The following is a 14,964-nucleotide window of genomic DNA, read 5'->3' as shown; positions in this document are numbered from 1 at the left end:
AATACAAAACAGACAAAGGGTATAAAAAAACAGATAACTGTCATGTTAACAATTATCTGTTTAACTATTTAAAATCAGTATGTTAAATAAGTCACATTTTATGCTTGGGTCACATGAATACGTAATTCTTTAGGAAGACTAAAAGTAATATTTTCCTCACGTCCTTCTAATTCTTTAGGCGCCTGAGCTCCCCAATCTTGTAAACGTTGAATCACTTGCTTAATTAAAATTTCTGGAGCTGAAGCTCCCGCTGTAACACCAATTTTACAAGTATCATTGAACCATGATTGTTCAAGTTGATCTGCATTATCTACTAGATAAGCAGCTTTCCCCATACGCTCAGCAAGCTCACGTAAACGATTCGAATTTGACGAGTTAGGTGAGCCAACAACCAGCACAACATCACATTTTTCAGCTAAGTCACGTACTGCATCTTGTCTATTTTGAGTTGCATAACAGATGTCATCTTTACGCGGACCTTGAATATTCGGGAATTTCGCACGCAAAGCATCAATCACTTTTGCTGTATCATCAATAGATAAGGTCGTTTGCGTAACAAATGCTAATTTTTCCGGATGTCTAACCTCGAGTGCTGCCACATCAGCCTCATCTTCAACCAGATAAATATCGCCACCTTTTAATTTGTCATATTGTCCCATTGTACCTTCAACTTCTGGGTGCCCTTCATGACCAATTAAAATAGCTTCTGTCCCTTCGCGAGCATATTTAGTTACTTCAATATGTACTTTAGTCACCAATGGACAAGTCGCATCAAAAACTTTTAAGCCTCGACGCTCTGCTTCTTGCTGAACTGCCTTTGAAACACCGTGCGCACTGAAAATTACAATAGAATCATCTGGCACTTGGTCCAGCTCATCAACGAAAACAGCCCCTCTTTGGCGTAAGTCATCTACCACAAATTTATTGTGTACAACTTCATGACGTACATAAATAGGAGGATTAAAACATTCCAAAGCCCGATTGACGATTGCTATGGCTCGATCAACACCGGCACAAAAACCACGCGGATTAGCTAACACAATTTCCATAACAGCCTCAAAATTAATAAAACAGGGGAACTTCTCGTAAATATTTGCAGTTAAAACTATTCAGTTTAAACGCACGGTACACTACAATAGCGAAGATATTTTATCATATCAGGAAAAATATCATGTCGGGTCTATTGTTTGTCGTTTCTGCTGCATCAGGAACGGGCAAAACATCTTTGGTGAAAGCCCTACTTGACCGTGTGAGCAATTTACATGTTTCAGTTTCGCATACTACCCGAGGTCAACGACCAGGTGAGTTAGATGGTGTTCACTATCACTTCACAACAAAAGATGAATTTTTAGACCAAGTGAACCAAGGTGGATTTATCGAATATGCTGAAGTATTTGGTAATTACTACGGCACTTCACAAGCAACCGTAAAACAACAGTTAGCTCAAGGACATGATGTCTTGCTTGAAATTGACTGGCAAGGTGCAGAGCAAGTACGCAAGCTGTTTCCTGAGTCTAAACAGATCTTTATTTTACCACCTACTCAATTCGATTTACGTCAACGTTTATCTAACCGTGGTACAGACTCTGTTGAAGTTATTGAACACCGCTTAAGCTGTGCTGTTGAAGACATGCAGCATTATGTAAATTTCGACTATATCATCATTAATGATGACTTTAATAAAGCCTTACATGAGCTTGAAGCCGTCATTACAGCAAATCGTTTAGTCTTATCTCAACAGGCAAAAAGACATCAAAATCTAATTCAAGACTTGATTACTCCACAACCAAAACAGGAATAACTTGAGTCTGGAACGAAAGCCTTTTATACTATTTAGTCTGTTCAAATTTACCATTCCAAAACGAGAACTTTTATGGCACGCGTCACCGTTGAAGATTGTTTAGATCATGTAGACAACCGTTTTGAGCTTGTGCTCGTTGCAAGTAAACGTGCTCGTCAATTGGCACGTCAAGGCATGGAGCCAACTGTAGAATGGGATAACGACAAACCAACAGTTGTTGCTTTACGTGAAATCGCTGTAGGTCACGTAACGAAAGAAATTCTTAAACAACGTGAGCAAGATTACCAAACTTCTAGTCTTGATCTTGCCCTTTCTACAAACAGCTTAAATTTAGAAGGTTTTTCTTTCTAATTACTCCTGTTTCTATAAAAAACCATCGTTTTTTTGCGATGGTTTTTTATTTGGCTTATGCATATTTAAAACATATTGGTAAAAGCAATTATTTTCATTGAAAAAAAAATACACTTTTTCAATCGAAAAAATTGACAAGTTCCGCAATATGCTTTTCATTAAGAAGTAGATAGATTTAGTTTTTTAAGCAACAGAAAAAGGGTGGTCTATGCCAGGCGAAGAGGTCAGCCAAGCCAAGCAACAGCTCAAATTAATTATCGACCCTTACTTATCGGTAAGTGAAGTCGAAAAAGTGCTTGCTGCCTGCGATTTTGGAGATCTGGCACACACTGGTATTACCCGTAAAAGCGGAGAACCTTATATACTGCATCCTATCGCGGTTAGCTGTATTTTAGCGAATATGCGTCTGGATCCTGAAACATTAATGGCTGCACTTTTACATGACGTCATTGAAGATACTCAATATACAAAAGACGATATTATTGAGCGATTTGGACAAACAGTTGCAGAGCTTGTTGATGGCGTAACCAAACTAAGCCAGTCGAGCGATAAAGAATATAATAAAGCTGCTTCTTTTAGAAAAATTCTACAAGCTACTTTGCAAGATCCACGCGTCATTATTATTAAACTAGCTGATCGCTACCACAATATGACCACATTGGGCGCCTTACGTCCTGATAAGCGTGCTCGTATTGCTCAAGAAACCTTTGATATTTTCGTACCGATGGCAAGATTAGTCGGCATGAATGAAATGGCCGATAACCTTGAAAATTTATGTTATCAAAATCTTGATTTAGATATGTTTGATAACGTTCAAAATGCGTTGCTTCAAACCAAACCAGAACGATGTAAATACCAAAGTATCTGGGAACAAAATCTTGCGGAGCTTCTCCACAATTATCATATTCAAGGTCGAATTAAAAAGAAAAATAATAATATTGAGCTCTTACGCCATTTCGTAAAAAATGAAATGGATTTACAAGAACTTACTCATAGCCATGCCTTTGAAATCGTTTTGCAATCCATTGCAGACTGTGACCGTTTAGTAGCAGCATTAAAAGAAAATTTTCAAGTCATCCAATATCAAGATCATATTCGCCGACCATTACCAGGTGGTAATCAGTCATTAATGATCAAGCTTAAGGGTGAAAAAACTACCTTATCGCTCACTATTCAAACTGAGTTGATGCGTAAAGCTGCACGTTTCGGTGTAGTACTCGGCGAAAATGCTCCACAAACTTGCCGCTCTGCCATTCAAGCTTCCATGCAGAACCTAAATACACTCATTGATGGTGAGTGCGCTAAAACGACTTTTAATGACTTACTTGATTATTTGCATCAAGAAAAAATTTGGGTTTACACACCACACGGCCAGTTACATGAGTTACCACAAGGTGCCACAGTAGTTGATTTTGCCTATTCAGCTAGTCTCTTCTTAGGCAACCATGCGGTAGGTGCGAAAGTTGATGGTGAAATTAAGCCACTTTCTACACCATTAGTTAGTGGGCAGGTTATTGAGATTATTACTGACGTTTTAGCAACGCCAAATCCAGATTGGCTGAGCTTCATTAACACTCAAAAAGCCCGTCGTGCTTTACAGCACGTACTCAAAGACCAAGATATTGAAGAACAACGTTTAGTTGGTGCCCAAGCACTTTCAAGAGCTTTGAAACTCTTTAATCGTTCTATTAACGACCTTTCAGATGCAGATTGGTTAGATCTCTTACAATGGCGTCATATTGATAATAAAGATGCATTATTTGAGCAAATTGCTGTTGGAGATTTACTTCCTCAACTTGTAGCTAACCATTTGTTTGCAAATGACAAGCATCCTCGAGCAGAAAATTCAGATCGACTAATTCAAGGAACTGAAGGCATTGATGTTAAATATGCCCACTGTTGTAATCCTATTTTAGGCGACCCAATTCAAGGCCATTTAACACGACGTGGTTTAATTGTGCATCGTATTCGTTGTCATAATTTGCTTCATGAACAACATTTACACCCAGAAAACATTATGCCGCTTCAATGGAAAGCAGATGACGTAGATGATGTACGTTTTACTGCTTACCTTGCGATTTATATGGCAATGAATGATGAACAGGTATCAGACCTCATCTACCAATGTCGTAAAAATAATGCTGGGGTAGAAATGGTACATTCCAACGAACAGCGTACTTTCGTCAATATCGTAGTAAACAACCGTAAACATATTGCAAAAGTCATTCGTGATTTACGAATGCACTATGGCTTCCCACGTATTGAGCGTCTAGACGCCCCTGCTCCACAAATGGAAATTTCCAAAGTCAGCTAAAATTTGTTCTGCTTTACTAAAATCTAACTTCTAGAAGTACTTAATCAATTAAATCGATGATACTTTTGTCAAAACGTATCATCGATTATGATGAAAAAAGATTTAATCAAGGAGAACCAAATGTCCCGTCAAGTCATTCATACTGAAAATGCCCCTGCTGCCATCGGCACATATTCTCAAGCCATTTTAGTAGGTAACACACTATATTTATCAGGGCAAATTGGTTTAGATCCTTACAGTATGGAACTTGTAGACGGTATTGAAGCTCAAATCCGCCGTGTTTTTGATAACCTTAAAGCAGTATGTGAAGCTGCAGGCGGCACACTTGCAGATATTGCAAAGCTCAATATTTTTCTTACTGATTTATCTAATTTCCAACTCGTTAACCAAATTATGGGCGAATATTTTGCTCAACCATACCCAGCTCGTGCTGCACTTGGTGTAGCAAGCCTGCCTAAAGGGGCTTTAGTTGAAATGGATGGAATTGTTATTATTAATCAGTAAGATAAAATATTAACTAGAAATTATTTAGCTCTAAAATTAGATACCACCCCAGCTTAAAAAGCTGAGTAACTCTCAGATTTCCGCTTAGGTGGTATTTTTTTATCCAAAATCCCAATAATGATAAATGAGATTTTAAATGAATTTCATTGACAAACGATAATAATTATCAATAATATCAATTATCGCATTTATATTTGGGGATCACTCCCATGTACGTTTGCTTGTGTCGTGGCATTACCGATCAGGATATTAAAGACGCTATTGAAAATGGCGCTGAAAGCTATCGTGAAATTCGCGATTTGCTTGATCTTGGTACTTGCTGTGGACGCTGTGCACCAGAAGCACGTGCTATTATTAGTGAAGAATTAGCAGAAATTGCTGCTCGCATTTCTGTAGCTGCATAATAAAAATTAATATTTAACAAAAATTTATTGACTCCTCCACCGCTTTTTGCGGAACGTTAAATGTTCCTCATTGAAGCGGTTTTTTTTGGAAGGAAATTCACATTTACCAATATTGTGTTGTTTTTGATTGCGATTTTCATTTGCTGTTCCATAAATTACTCGCCATATCCATGATTGTTCACTAAAATGAATTTATAGATTGCCTTAATTGAATTAAGGCAGAAATTGTTTTGGAGTAGCTACAATGAAAGGCAATCGTGATGTCATTAATCAGCTCAACCAAGTGCTGTATCATCATTTAACTGCAATTAATCAATACTTTTTACACTCTCGTATGTTTAATGATTGGGGAATTGAACAACTCGGTTCTGCCGAATATAAAGAATCAATTCGCCAAATGAAGCATGCTGATAAAATTATTGAGCGTATCTTATTTTTAGAAGGTCTCCCTAATCTTCAACACTTAGGTAAATTGTATATCGGTCAACACACAGAAGAAGTTCTGCAATGTGACATCCGTAAAGTAAAAGAAAATATTGAAGCAATTCAGAAAGCGGTCGCTTTAGCCGAAACCGAACAAGACTATGTAACGCGTGATTTGGTACAAGAAATCTTAGAAAAAGAGGAAGAATATTGGGATTGGTTAGATACTCAAATTGATCTTATTGGCAGTGTTGGTATCGAAAATTATATCCAAAGCCAAATGTAATTCCTCATAAAAAAATCCCCTTGTACTCAAGGGGATTTTTTTATTTATCTTTTAACAACTCTGCCAAAGTTATTTGCTGTCGATAAAGATGCTGCAAAATAAATATTTGTTGCTCAGCTTGCTCTACTTTTCCATTATAGGCAAGTAGCTGGGCATATTTACGCAAGTTATAAGGCGTCGCTTTATTCTTCACAAAATTACCCCACACTGCTAAATCAGCATCAGATAAAGTAGTTTCAGGCTTCATCTCAATCCATTTTAGACGCTGCTCAAACTGCGTTAAAATAAAAATCTGATTACTTCCTAAAATCTCAGCATTTGGCTGTTTATTCTTAAACAGCAAATTACTATTTGTGACATAGACATTATAGTCACGCCAAATTGCTACCAGAAGTATTACACTTATTCCCCAAATTAATCGAAGAACCTGCTTGTTGAGTACAATACCTTTGAGTACAGGTGTCTGTGCCTGAATTATGCCTAATAAGAAACCACAAGTAAGTAAGAAATAAGCGTAGCGTTGAGGAAACTCTAACATGGCATGAATGAGTACGGTACACACCATCATAATTGCAATAATTGAGATAGTTTCTTTAGCCTGCTGGTTTAGCCAAAGGAACCAACATGCAAAGTAAGCAATAATGATTATACCTATTGGAATACCGTTCCAGATGATGAGATCTAATAAAATATTATGGGCACTGGTCGTCCACTCAGTTGTTGGAAAAAGAGCATAGGCTGACATTTGCGCCACACTGGTTTGGTTCCAACCATACCCTAACCAAGGATGCTGCTGTACAGCAAGTAGCATTTGGGTCCAGATATTAAAACGTAAATATCCAGAGCTTGCTCTTTCAACTAAACTACTTGCTTGGGTTACATCAGTGCTTGACCATGCTTCAATTAAACTAGTAGCAAATGGCAGAATCACGCCAGCTATTACAAAAAAACCAGCGCACCACAAGAACCCTTGAATAAAACCAAATCTTTTTTGTTTTCCAAATAGTTTAACTATCCAATAGATAAGTAAAAATGGAAAAACGACCCAAGACGTTCTTGATTGGCTTAAAGCGATTGTAAACAAAATAATGAGTGCTGAAGGGAAAAGTAACCAAACTGTTGCTTTATTCTTTTCATATAAAAATAGACAACCTAATAGCCCCATAATCAGAAAGGTTGCCATATTGTTAGGTTGACCAAAGTTGCCGTAAGGACGGTTACCAATTAAATGCAACATATGCACAAAATGAGACTCAATATTTAACCATTGGCATATCGCAATAAAACTGGTCGCAATTGATACAATAATCAGTAATAGGCTAAAGCCTGTAAAAATTTGATCTCGCTTTTGTTGATCTAGTGACAAGTTATAACCCGCCACAACCATAAACCAGAAGCCTAATAAGTAAAGTGAACTTAACAAAGCTGTACTAAAATCAAAAACTAGACCAAAAGCCCACTGCACCACTGGAACTAAAATAAATGGCAATAGTAATAATTGTGCCCGCGGAATTTTTATATTTTGATAAAAAAGTGCAGCTAAGACACTTAAACCTGCCGCAAAAGTACCCATTTCACTAGAAAACATTACCCAAGGGTTATAGTGGAATGGTGATAACCACGCAAAACCCAACAAAATTGCTGCGAGGGACAGAAAGAATACTTGCATAGTGACAGGTTTGAGACTATTAGAAATGGGTGAAATTATACATGGAACCCTAAAGAAAAATGTATGAGTCTATATGAAATGGCTTTGATAAATTTTACTTCAAAAGTTAAGGAATTTTTGAAGCTGGTACTAAGTGCTCCGCACCACCATAAAACCAAAAGTTTGGAGCCATTCGTCCTCCATAGCTTCCGCAACTCCAACAAGTTAAATCTTGCCCTAAATACATTATTGTGATGTATAAGAATAAAACTCCCCATAAAGCAATCAGTATTTTTGTCGACCTAGAAGAATATTGGGAACTAGAAGTTAACTCTCTATGAGAAAAAGTAAAAGCTATAAATAATACACAGGCAATTTGTGACGCTGGGTACACCATACTACCTGAGAACATTGCATCAACTAAAACGGCGATCACACCAACTTTCAAAATTAGTGAAACAGTTTTATCTTTAAATAAACCAATTAATTGGGTCAACATCCATATACAGAATATGAGACCTATAATGCCCCATTCAAAAATAAGTCTTAAATATAGATTATGTATATGATGTCCATACGCATACTGTATTTTAGACAAGTATCCACCACCAACCCCAGTAAATGGGTGCTGTTTCCATTGTTCAAATACAAACTTCCACATTTCTGCGCGCAGCGATGTCCCCGCTCGTATTACAGTCATTGTACTTTTTTCAGCTAAAAAAATAGTAATTTTATAAACAAAAAAAGCTAAAAAAATATAAATACAGCTTTGCAAAATAAGCTTTCGATTTTCTTTAGAGTATATAAAGAGAACTAGTAATCCTGTCATTACCGCAAGTAAAGCGGACCTAGCTCCATCAAAAAACCATGCTAAAGCAAAAAAGAAAATTGCTATAGGGTAAAAATAAGAGATATAAAGATATTTTTTATTTTTTAGATAGATCAAGAAGAAAAATAAGGGAACAATAACACTATCATAAATCCGAATCGTGCCAGAGTTAAACTGCCAATCAAACCATTGTTGATGGATAATAAAATTAAAAATAGAAATCAAAATAAATAAACATGGAATAATCGCTGAAACTACAATTAGTGCAACACCATGTTCTATATTTTTTATATTCCTTAACTCATATGTTAAAGCAGAAAATATAAATAGTAATGCTATCGCAGACCAAAGCTCTTGAAACTCAAAAATTCCCCAATTTATGTGTTGAATTAATATGAATACACCAATAATAAAAAAAGTAATTTGGGTGAAAATTGAAAATTTTATTTCTTTTGTAAGAAGTAAAATTAATAAAGCGCATAGTGCTAAAGGAAATTGTAATAGACGTAGTTCATCATATTGAAAGACAGACCAGCCAATTCGATATCCCAATAGTGCTGTAATAAGATAAATTACCACTCCAAAAGAAGTAATATTTTTTACTAACATATTTATTTTCTTTAATAAAAAAGAGAGGGCAAACCTCTCTTTTTAGGACAGTAATATTATGAAGAAGTACATGATTTAGGTAAGTACTTTTGTTCAATTTTGTTTGGACCAGTTGAAGTACAACTCCACACATTTGAACCTTTATCTGCATTACTAAGAGTTAGAATAAGCTCTCCATTTTGAATACCTTTTGAAACTCCAGTTGCCCGCATTTTTGCAGTAATTGTACATCCACCTGAGGCAGTAGCGTTACCTGCCGTGGTTACAGAAGCAACATATTTACCATTAATATCAGTAGCAGTAGCAATTCCATTAGTACCATTTGTTGGGCAAGTAGCATCTTGACTAAAAGTCTCTGCAACAGCTCCCTTCAATCCACTAGCTAACTCCATAGCTTCACTAACTTGAGAACGAGCGATATAGTCTTGATACGCAGGAATCGCAATTGCCGCCAAAATACCGATAATGGCAACCACGATCATAAGTTCGATTAATGTAAAACCTTTTTGTGCATTCATAGCCTTTTCCCCAAAGATTGTATGTATGTTTTTATATAAGCTTTTTCAGCTATCAAATATATTGCAGCAACCATGCCAACTTTTATTATTGTTAAAAAACATAAACTTACAATTTATTGTGTCTTATTTTAGTAGCTTAAGCTGTAATTAACTGACAAAAATTGTCACTAGGAATTTAGTAGGACTGGATCACCGATAAAAATTAATTTATTGTCTATTTCATTTTTTTAATAACGAATGTGATAAAAATCTCTATAAAAATAATCAAATAGGTGACATTTTTTGTCAGCCACCTTATTGAGCAAAAATTTTAAAAAAAACAACTAAATTTTTGAGTCAATCATTTAATTGATAATGATAGGTGCATTACCTAATTCATTTAATTGATCTGGCATATTTTCATCGTAAAAGCGTGCCATCACTTCTCCAATTTGCTGAACTCCTGTAACTACCGCTTTCTGATATTGCTTTTGTTGAAGCTGCTCTACAATCGACTTACAAATCTGCTGCCATATTTGTTCAGTAGTTGCACTCCTAATCCCACGATCAAAGATGATTTCTACTGTGCGTTCACACAGATTTAAATAGAGCAATACACCACTATTGAGCTCTGTATCCCAAACACCCAGTTCTGCAAATAATTGCTGGGCTCTTAAACGTGTATTTTGTCTATACGCTTGTGAACATGGGATATGGCCTTCTATGACAACCTGTATTTCGCCAACGTGTCCATGCTCTGCTTGCTGTACAGCCTCAGCAATAACTTGTTTATCTTGTTTGGAGAAATATCGGCTACTTGCTGGTAAATAACAAAAATGCTTAAACCAACGTTTTAAACTTGGCTCTACAGATTCCTCAATTTTTGGCTGAGTAATAATTTGGGTTGTTTCTGATGTTGTTACCATGAGCCTGAAGCACCTCCACCGCCAAAACGTCCACCGCCGCCACCGTAGCCTCCGCCACCACCGCCAAAGCCTCCTCCGCGTCCGCCGCCACCAGCTCCACTCAGAATAGCCTGTAAAATCAGTTGGGCAATTGAAGTTATGAGTAAAAAGAAAATACCAAAACCCAGTAGTAAACTCATTATTACGCCAGCACCATTTACAAAACCAGCTACCGCTGCCGCAACGCCAGCTGTTGACGCGCTAAGTGGTCGACCAACAATAAATGATCCCACAACCCCAGCAACAAGAATAAATAAAGCCATTGTAAGCGTTGTTTGTTTGGCTTGTTGTTCTTCGGCAGCTTGATGTTGGCGTTCTTTTAAATCTTGAGCAGCTTGCTGAGCAACTTCCGGATCTAAATTTAAAATTCTTCCAATTTCATCAAGTCCTGCATTTAGTCCTTGAGCATATTGGGCTTGTTTAAAATAAGGGGTAATTTGATTTCGAATAATTCGACTTGCAACAATATCAGGTAATACTCCTTCTAAACCGTATCCAGTTAGAATCTGTATTCTATGGTCATTAATTGCAACTGCAATAAGTAAGCCATTATCTCGTTTACTCGAACCGAGTTGCCATTTTTCACCTACTCGCAAAGCATAATCAAAAATATCTTCTTGACCTGTAGTCGGTACAATCACAATACCTATTTGTGCTTTACCTTGTTGGTAAAGATTTAAGATTTTCTGGCTAAGCTGTTGTTTTTCGGTTTCACTCAAAACTTTAGCTTGATCAATGACAGGTTGATTTAATGTTGGTAAACCGCGAATTGATTCACCATCAGCCATATCATTTGCAACTTGCGTTTGAGGTGTGACACTCGAAGCTGCCTGAGAATTTATTTGAGGCTTAGATGCTTGAGCTTGCTGCTGTTGAATAATTTTGCCTGCCACTACCGTATCCGTTTCATCGGTAGCAGTGGCAATATTATTCTCACTCCAAGCCGCATTCTGAAACAGAACACCACAGCAGAGAACAATTAAGGTAATAACGAATACCCTAATTTGCTTAGGCTGAAGCAATATAGTATTTCTCATGCGGCACTCCTTTGATTTAAATTAATCAAAAGAAACTTTTGGAGCCTGCTGAGCAGATGCTTCTGCAGAGAAATTGGCTTTAGGATGCATGCCAATCACTTTTGCTGTTACTGCTTGTGGGAACTGACGAACATAAGCGTTATAGTCCTGAACAGTTGTAATATAACGATTACGGGCAACAGCAATTCGGTTTTCTGTTCCCTCAAGCTGAACTTGCAATTCTTGGAATTGGGTATTGGCTTTTAAATCCGGGTAGTTTTCTGAAACAGCAATAAGTCGAGATAATGCCCCAGTTAACTGGCTTTGTGCCTGTTGATATTTTTCAAGTAATGCTGGATCTTCTAATACTTCTTTATCAACCTTCAAGCCTGCAACATTGGCACGTGCTTGAGTGACCTCTGTTAAAACCTGTTCTTCATGTTTAGCATAACCTTTTACAACATTTACCAAATTTGGAACTAGATCGGCACGACGTTGATATTGGTTTTGTACTTCAGACCAAGCCGCTGTTACAGCTTCATCTTTAACCTGTAAAGTATTATAGCCACAGCCTGAAAATAATAGGGTACTGGCAAGTGTTGTCGCGATAGCAAGTTGTTTAAACGTTTTCATCGTCACATTATCCTCAAGTTTTTCTTTATATTTTTAACCACTTTTCCCGATTGTATGACGATTTTGGCATTATTGTGTTGCTTTTATTTTATAGATTTAAAAAAACCGGATTTTTAAATCCGTTTTTTTATTAGCTTGGTCTTGGATTTTTTTCCTCTTGGAAACTTGCCATTTGATATTCATCAGCCAAATAACTTTTCCAATAATCGACCATATGGCCATAATCTTTTTGACTCGGGTGGAAGTCCTTTTTGTAATAAGCAAAATATTCAGGAGTTAGCTGTATAAGCATTTTAGCAAGCAAATATAGCCCAAATAAGTTACCTCCGATTTTAGGTAAGCTCTTCCATTTATCTTGCCAAAATAGCCGTGTAGTGCCATAAAAAGCAAGACTTGCAAACCCTGTAGTGACACTCCGCATGAGTAAACGACGAATACGGTCATCACCATATACCTGTTGATAGACATCGAATGCAACTGAACGGTGCTCAATTTCTTCTATAGCATGCCAAACCCAAAGCTTTAGCGCATCTTGATCCAAAGTTTTTAGAAGTTCTGGATGCTGTAAAATATATCCCCCCAGCAAAGCCGTAAAATGCTCAAATGCACATGTCAGTGCTAGCTGCAGCTTAGGAGAAATTGTTCTTAAATACTTGTCACGCTCATTCAACCAGTTTTGAAAGCGATCCAGATTATAGTCATCACGACGCCAAGCCTCATTGAACTCTCCATGTGCTTTCGAATGCATTGCTTCTTGCCCAATAAATGCCGCAATCTGAGCCTGTAGTTGAGGGTCGGAAACTTTGTCACGTACATTACGCACGCTATTTACAAAAAACTGTTCTCCTACGGGAAATGTTGAAGAGAGTGCAGTTAAAAAATGGGACATTAAAGGCGAATTTGCAAAATAATAGCGTTTGATAGCTTGAGGATTAAACTCAAGGCGACGCACAGTAATACCCAACGCTTTCCGACGATTTAAATATGATTTTTCTGCCGTCATGCCTGCGATATTCATATTCAACACCTATTGTATTGAAGAAGGAAGCTTTGAGTATCTCTTGCGACTAAGGGGCTAAACAGGGCAAAAAAGCTTATTGTATTTGCCAAAAGCATCAAACTGACTAATGGTAAAAAAAATAAAGCCTGCATATCGCAGGCTTTATCAAAAACTTTAATAATGATTTTTTAGATTAAACACCAAGGTAATCTAAAATACCTTCAGCAGCTTGGCGACCTTCCCAGATTGCTGTAACTACAAGGTCTGAACCACGTACCATATCACCACCAGCAAAGATTTTTGGGTTTGAAGTCTGGAATTTAAATTCCTGCTGTTCAGGTGCAACAACACGACCAGAACCATCAAGATTAATATTCACACTACCAAACCAGTCAGCAGGGCTTGGACGGAAACCGAACGCTAGCAAAACTGCATCAGCAGGTAAAACTTCTTCAGAACCCGGAATTGGCTCAGGGCTACGGCGACCACGACTATCTGGTTCACCCATTTGTGTCGTTACTACTTTTACGCCTGTTACCTTGCCATTTTCGCCAACAATCTCGATTGGTTGACGGTTAAACAAGAACTTTACGCCTTCTTCATACGCATTTTTTACTTCACGTGCAGAACCCGGCATATTACTTTCATCACGGCGGTATGCACATGTTACGTCGTGGGCACCTTGACGTAATGAAGTACGGTTACAGTCCATTGCGGTATCACCACCACCAAGAACAATAACTTTCTTACCATCCATGCTAATGTATTCACTTGGGTCCTTTTCCCATCCCTGACAACGGTTCACGTTAGAGATTAAGAAATCAAGCGCATCATAGACACCGTCAAGATCTTCACCAGGGAAACCACCTTTCATGTAGGTATAAGTTCCCATCCCCATGAATACTGCATCATATTCAGCAAGTAATTCATCAATCGTGACATCTTTACCAATTTCAGTATTTAAGCGGAATTCAATGCCCATGCCAGTGAAAATTTCACGGCGGCGCTTCATCACATCTTTTTCCATCTTGAATTCTGGAATACCAAATGTTAGCAAGCCACCAATCTCAGGACGCTTGTCAAATACCACCGGTTTAACACCGCCACGAGCTAAGATGTCGGCACAGCCTAGGCCTGCTGGGCCCGCACCAATGATTGCAACTTTTTTACCTGTCCACTTCACATGTGACATATCTGGGCGCCACCCCAAAGCAAAAGCCGTATCATTGATATATTTTTCAGCATTACCAATAGTTACTGCACCAAAGCCATCATTTAAGGTACAAGCACCTTCACACAAACGGTCCTGCGGACATACACGACCACATACCTCAGGTAAAGTATTTGTTTGATGGCAAAGCTCAGCAGCCTGGAAAATTTGGCCTTCAGCAATGAGTTTTAGCCAGTTTGGAATGTAGTTATGTACAGGACATTTCCATTCGCAATATGGGTTACCACAACCTAAACAACGGTGCGTCTGATTGGTTACAGTTTCCGAAGTAAAAGGTTTATAAATTTCCACAAACTCTGCTTTGCGGACAGTAATATCTTTTTTCTCTGGATCTTGACGTGGTACATCCAGAAATTGAAAGTCATTATTTAGGCGTTCTGCCATGTCTCTCTCCGTGGGTAGGCGCGGATTTCCTTGTTTACCCGCACCTGCCTATGTCTTTGCAGTCGTGGA

Annotated in this window: 15 protein-coding genes and 1 pseudogene; 7 read left to right on the top strand and 9 right to left on the bottom strand. The window is 37.8% G+C overall.

Features of this window, described 5'->3' with window-relative positions; translation table 11 throughout:
• Nucleotides 1-98 precede the first annotated feature (98 nt).
• Nucleotides 99-1,049, bottom strand: coding sequence for a 4-hydroxy-3-methylbut-2-enyl diphosphate reductase (gene ispH, locus MKL62_RS02915; protein WP_000407064.1), 951 nt, complete (start codon nt 1,047-1,049; stop codon nt 99-101).
• Nucleotides 1,050-1,171: 122 nt separating this feature from the next.
• Here ispH and gmk point away from each other — a divergent pair, with 122 nt between their 5' ends.
• The 7 genes and pseudogenes from gmk (at nt 1,172) to bfr (ending at nt 6,083) form a co-directional block, all read left to right on the top strand.
• A complete protein-coding gene (gene gmk, locus MKL62_RS02910) occupies nt 1,172-1,801 on the top strand; it encodes a guanylate kinase (protein ID WP_000015937.1) in 630 nt (209 codons plus the stop codon).
• A 72-nt stretch (nt 1,802-1,873) separates the two neighbouring features.
• Nucleotides 1,874-2,152, top strand: a complete 279-nt coding sequence (rpoZ, locus tag MKL62_RS02905; RefSeq protein ID WP_000135049.1) for a DNA-directed RNA polymerase subunit omega — start codon at nt 1,874-1,876, stop codon at nt 2,150-2,152.
• Nucleotides 2,153-2,190: 38 nt separating this feature from the next.
• Nucleotides 2,191-2,321: pseudogene (locus MKL62_RS02900) on the top strand (hypothetical protein).
• A 39-nt stretch (nt 2,322-2,360) separates the two neighbouring features.
• Nucleotides 2,361-4,466: a RelA/SpoT family protein gene (locus tag MKL62_RS02895; RefSeq protein WP_001117590.1), complete on the top strand. Its 2,106-nt coding sequence runs from the start codon at nt 2,361-2,363 to the stop codon at nt 4,464-4,466.
• A 120-nt stretch (nt 4,467-4,586) separates the two neighbouring features.
• Nucleotides 4,587-4,970 (top strand): RidA family protein, encoded by a 384-nt coding sequence (locus tag MKL62_RS02890; protein ID WP_000090000.1) that lies wholly within the window; start codon nt 4,587-4,589, stop codon nt 4,968-4,970.
• A gap of 209 nt (nt 4,971-5,179) precedes the next feature.
• Nucleotides 5,180-5,374: a bacterioferritin-associated ferredoxin gene (locus tag MKL62_RS02885; RefSeq protein ID WP_000289091.1), complete on the top strand. Its 195-nt coding sequence runs from the start codon at nt 5,180-5,182 to the stop codon at nt 5,372-5,374.
• 244 nt (nt 5,375-5,618) lie between these two features.
• A complete protein-coding gene (gene bfr / locus MKL62_RS02880; RefSeq protein ID WP_000678123.1) occupies nt 5,619-6,083 on the top strand; it encodes a heteropolymeric bacterioferritin subunit Bfr in 465 nt (154 codons plus the stop codon).
• 40 nt (nt 6,084-6,123) lie between these two features.
• Here bfr and MKL62_RS02875 read toward each other — a convergent pair whose 3' ends face one another.
• The 8 genes from MKL62_RS02875 to MKL62_RS02840 all read right to left on the bottom strand — a co-directional run bounded on the left by MKL62_RS02875 (nt 6,124) and on the right by MKL62_RS02840 (nt 14,895).
• Nucleotides 6,124-7,752: a PglL family O-oligosaccharyltransferase gene (locus tag MKL62_RS02875; protein ID WP_002062192.1), complete on the bottom strand. Its 1,629-nt coding sequence runs from the start codon at nt 7,750-7,752 to the stop codon at nt 6,124-6,126.
• A 106-nt stretch (nt 7,753-7,858) separates the two neighbouring features.
• Nucleotides 7,859-9,169, bottom strand: coding sequence for an O-antigen ligase family protein (locus tag MKL62_RS02870; RefSeq protein ID WP_002062173.1), 1,311 nt, complete (start codon nt 9,167-9,169; stop codon nt 7,859-7,861).
• Nucleotides 9,170-9,225: 56 nt separating this feature from the next.
• Nucleotides 9,226-9,687, bottom strand: a complete 462-nt coding sequence (locus MKL62_RS02865; RefSeq protein WP_002062166.1) for a pilin — start codon at nt 9,685-9,687, stop codon at nt 9,226-9,228.
• A 344-nt stretch (nt 9,688-10,031) separates the two neighbouring features.
• The gene (locus MKL62_RS02860) at nt 10,032-10,592 is read right to left on the bottom strand and encodes a TPM domain-containing protein (RefSeq protein ID WP_000258951.1); all 561 of its coding nucleotides are present in this window, start codon (nt 10,590-10,592) and stop codon (nt 10,032-10,034) included.
• A complete protein-coding gene (locus tag MKL62_RS02855; RefSeq protein ID WP_002062201.1) occupies nt 10,586-11,668 on the bottom strand; it encodes a TPM domain-containing protein in 1,083 nt (360 codons plus the stop codon). Before MKL62_RS02855 ends, MKL62_RS02860 begins: the two co-directional genes overlap by 7 nt.
• A gap of 21 nt (nt 11,669-11,689) precedes the next feature.
• Entirely contained in the window at nt 11,690-12,280 is a 591-nt protein-coding gene (locus MKL62_RS02850; protein WP_000846931.1) for a LemA family protein, read from the bottom strand.
• A 130-nt stretch (nt 12,281-12,410) separates the two neighbouring features.
• The gene (locus MKL62_RS02845; RefSeq protein ID WP_030423574.1) at nt 12,411-13,298 is read right to left on the bottom strand and encodes a metal-dependent hydrolase; all 888 of its coding nucleotides are present in this window, start codon (nt 13,296-13,298) and stop codon (nt 12,411-12,413) included.
• A 175-nt stretch (nt 13,299-13,473) separates the two neighbouring features.
• Complete coding sequence (locus tag MKL62_RS02840; protein ID WP_000840834.1) at nt 13,474-14,895, bottom strand: FAD-dependent oxidoreductase; 1,422 nt, start codon at nt 14,893-14,895, stop codon at nt 13,474-13,476.
• Between the last annotated feature and the right edge of the window lie 69 nt (nt 14,896-14,964).

The organism is Acinetobacter sp. AOR01_HL (genome assembly GCF_027855455.1).
Classification (GTDB): Bacteria; Pseudomonadota; Gammaproteobacteria; order Pseudomonadales; family Moraxellaceae; genus Acinetobacter; species Acinetobacter baumannii.
The sequence above is the reverse complement of the archived record's forward strand: the minus strand, read 5'-3'. Positions and strand labels throughout refer to the sequence as shown.

What these genes read in the sequence shown, in the direction of transcription:
- ispH (WP_000407064.1), bottom strand. Translation starts at nt 1,049, where the DNA reads ATGGAAATTGTGTTAGCTAATCCGCGTGGTTTTTGTGCCGGTGTTGAT.
- gmk (WP_000015937.1), top strand. Translation starts at nt 1,172, where the DNA reads ATGTCGGGTCTATTGTTTGTCGTTTCTGCTGCATCAGGAACGGGCAAA.
- rpoZ (WP_000135049.1), top strand. Translation starts at nt 1,874, where the DNA reads ATGGCACGCGTCACCGTTGAAGATTGTTTAGATCATGTAGACAACCGT.
- MKL62_RS02895 (WP_001117590.1), top strand. Translation starts at nt 2,361, where the DNA reads ATGCCAGGCGAAGAGGTCAGCCAAGCCAAGCAACAGCTCAAATTAATT.
- MKL62_RS02890 (WP_000090000.1), top strand. Translation starts at nt 4,587, where the DNA reads ATGTCCCGTCAAGTCATTCATACTGAAAATGCCCCTGCTGCCATCGGC.
- MKL62_RS02885 (WP_000289091.1), top strand. Translation starts at nt 5,180, where the DNA reads ATGTACGTTTGCTTGTGTCGTGGCATTACCGATCAGGATATTAAAGAC.
- bfr (WP_000678123.1), top strand. Translation starts at nt 5,619, where the DNA reads ATGAAAGGCAATCGTGATGTCATTAATCAGCTCAACCAAGTGCTGTAT.
- MKL62_RS02875 (WP_002062192.1), bottom strand. Translation starts at nt 7,752, where the DNA reads ATGCAAGTATTCTTTCTGTCCCTCGCAGCAATTTTGTTGGGTTTTGCG.
- MKL62_RS02870 (WP_002062173.1), bottom strand. Translation starts at nt 9,169, where the DNA reads ATGTTAGTAAAAAATATTACTTCTTTTGGAGTGGTAATTTATCTTATT.
- MKL62_RS02865 (WP_002062166.1), bottom strand. Translation starts at nt 9,687, where the DNA reads ATGAATGCACAAAAAGGTTTTACATTAATCGAACTTATGATCGTGGTT.
- MKL62_RS02860 (WP_000258951.1), bottom strand. Translation starts at nt 10,592, where the DNA reads ATGGTAACAACATCAGAAACAACCCAAATTATTACTCAGCCAAAAATT.
- MKL62_RS02855 (WP_002062201.1), bottom strand. Translation starts at nt 11,668, where the DNA reads ATGAGAAATACTATATTGCTTCAGCCTAAGCAAATTAGGGTATTCGTT.
- MKL62_RS02850 (WP_000846931.1), bottom strand. Translation starts at nt 12,280, where the DNA reads ATGAAAACGTTTAAACAACTTGCTATCGCGACAACACTTGCCAGTACC.
- MKL62_RS02845 (WP_030423574.1), bottom strand. Translation starts at nt 13,298, where the DNA reads ATGAATATCGCAGGCATGACGGCAGAAAAATCATATTTAAATCGTCGG.
- MKL62_RS02840 (WP_000840834.1), bottom strand. Translation starts at nt 14,895, where the DNA reads ATGGCAGAACGCCTAAATAATGACTTTCAATTTCTGGATGTACCACGT.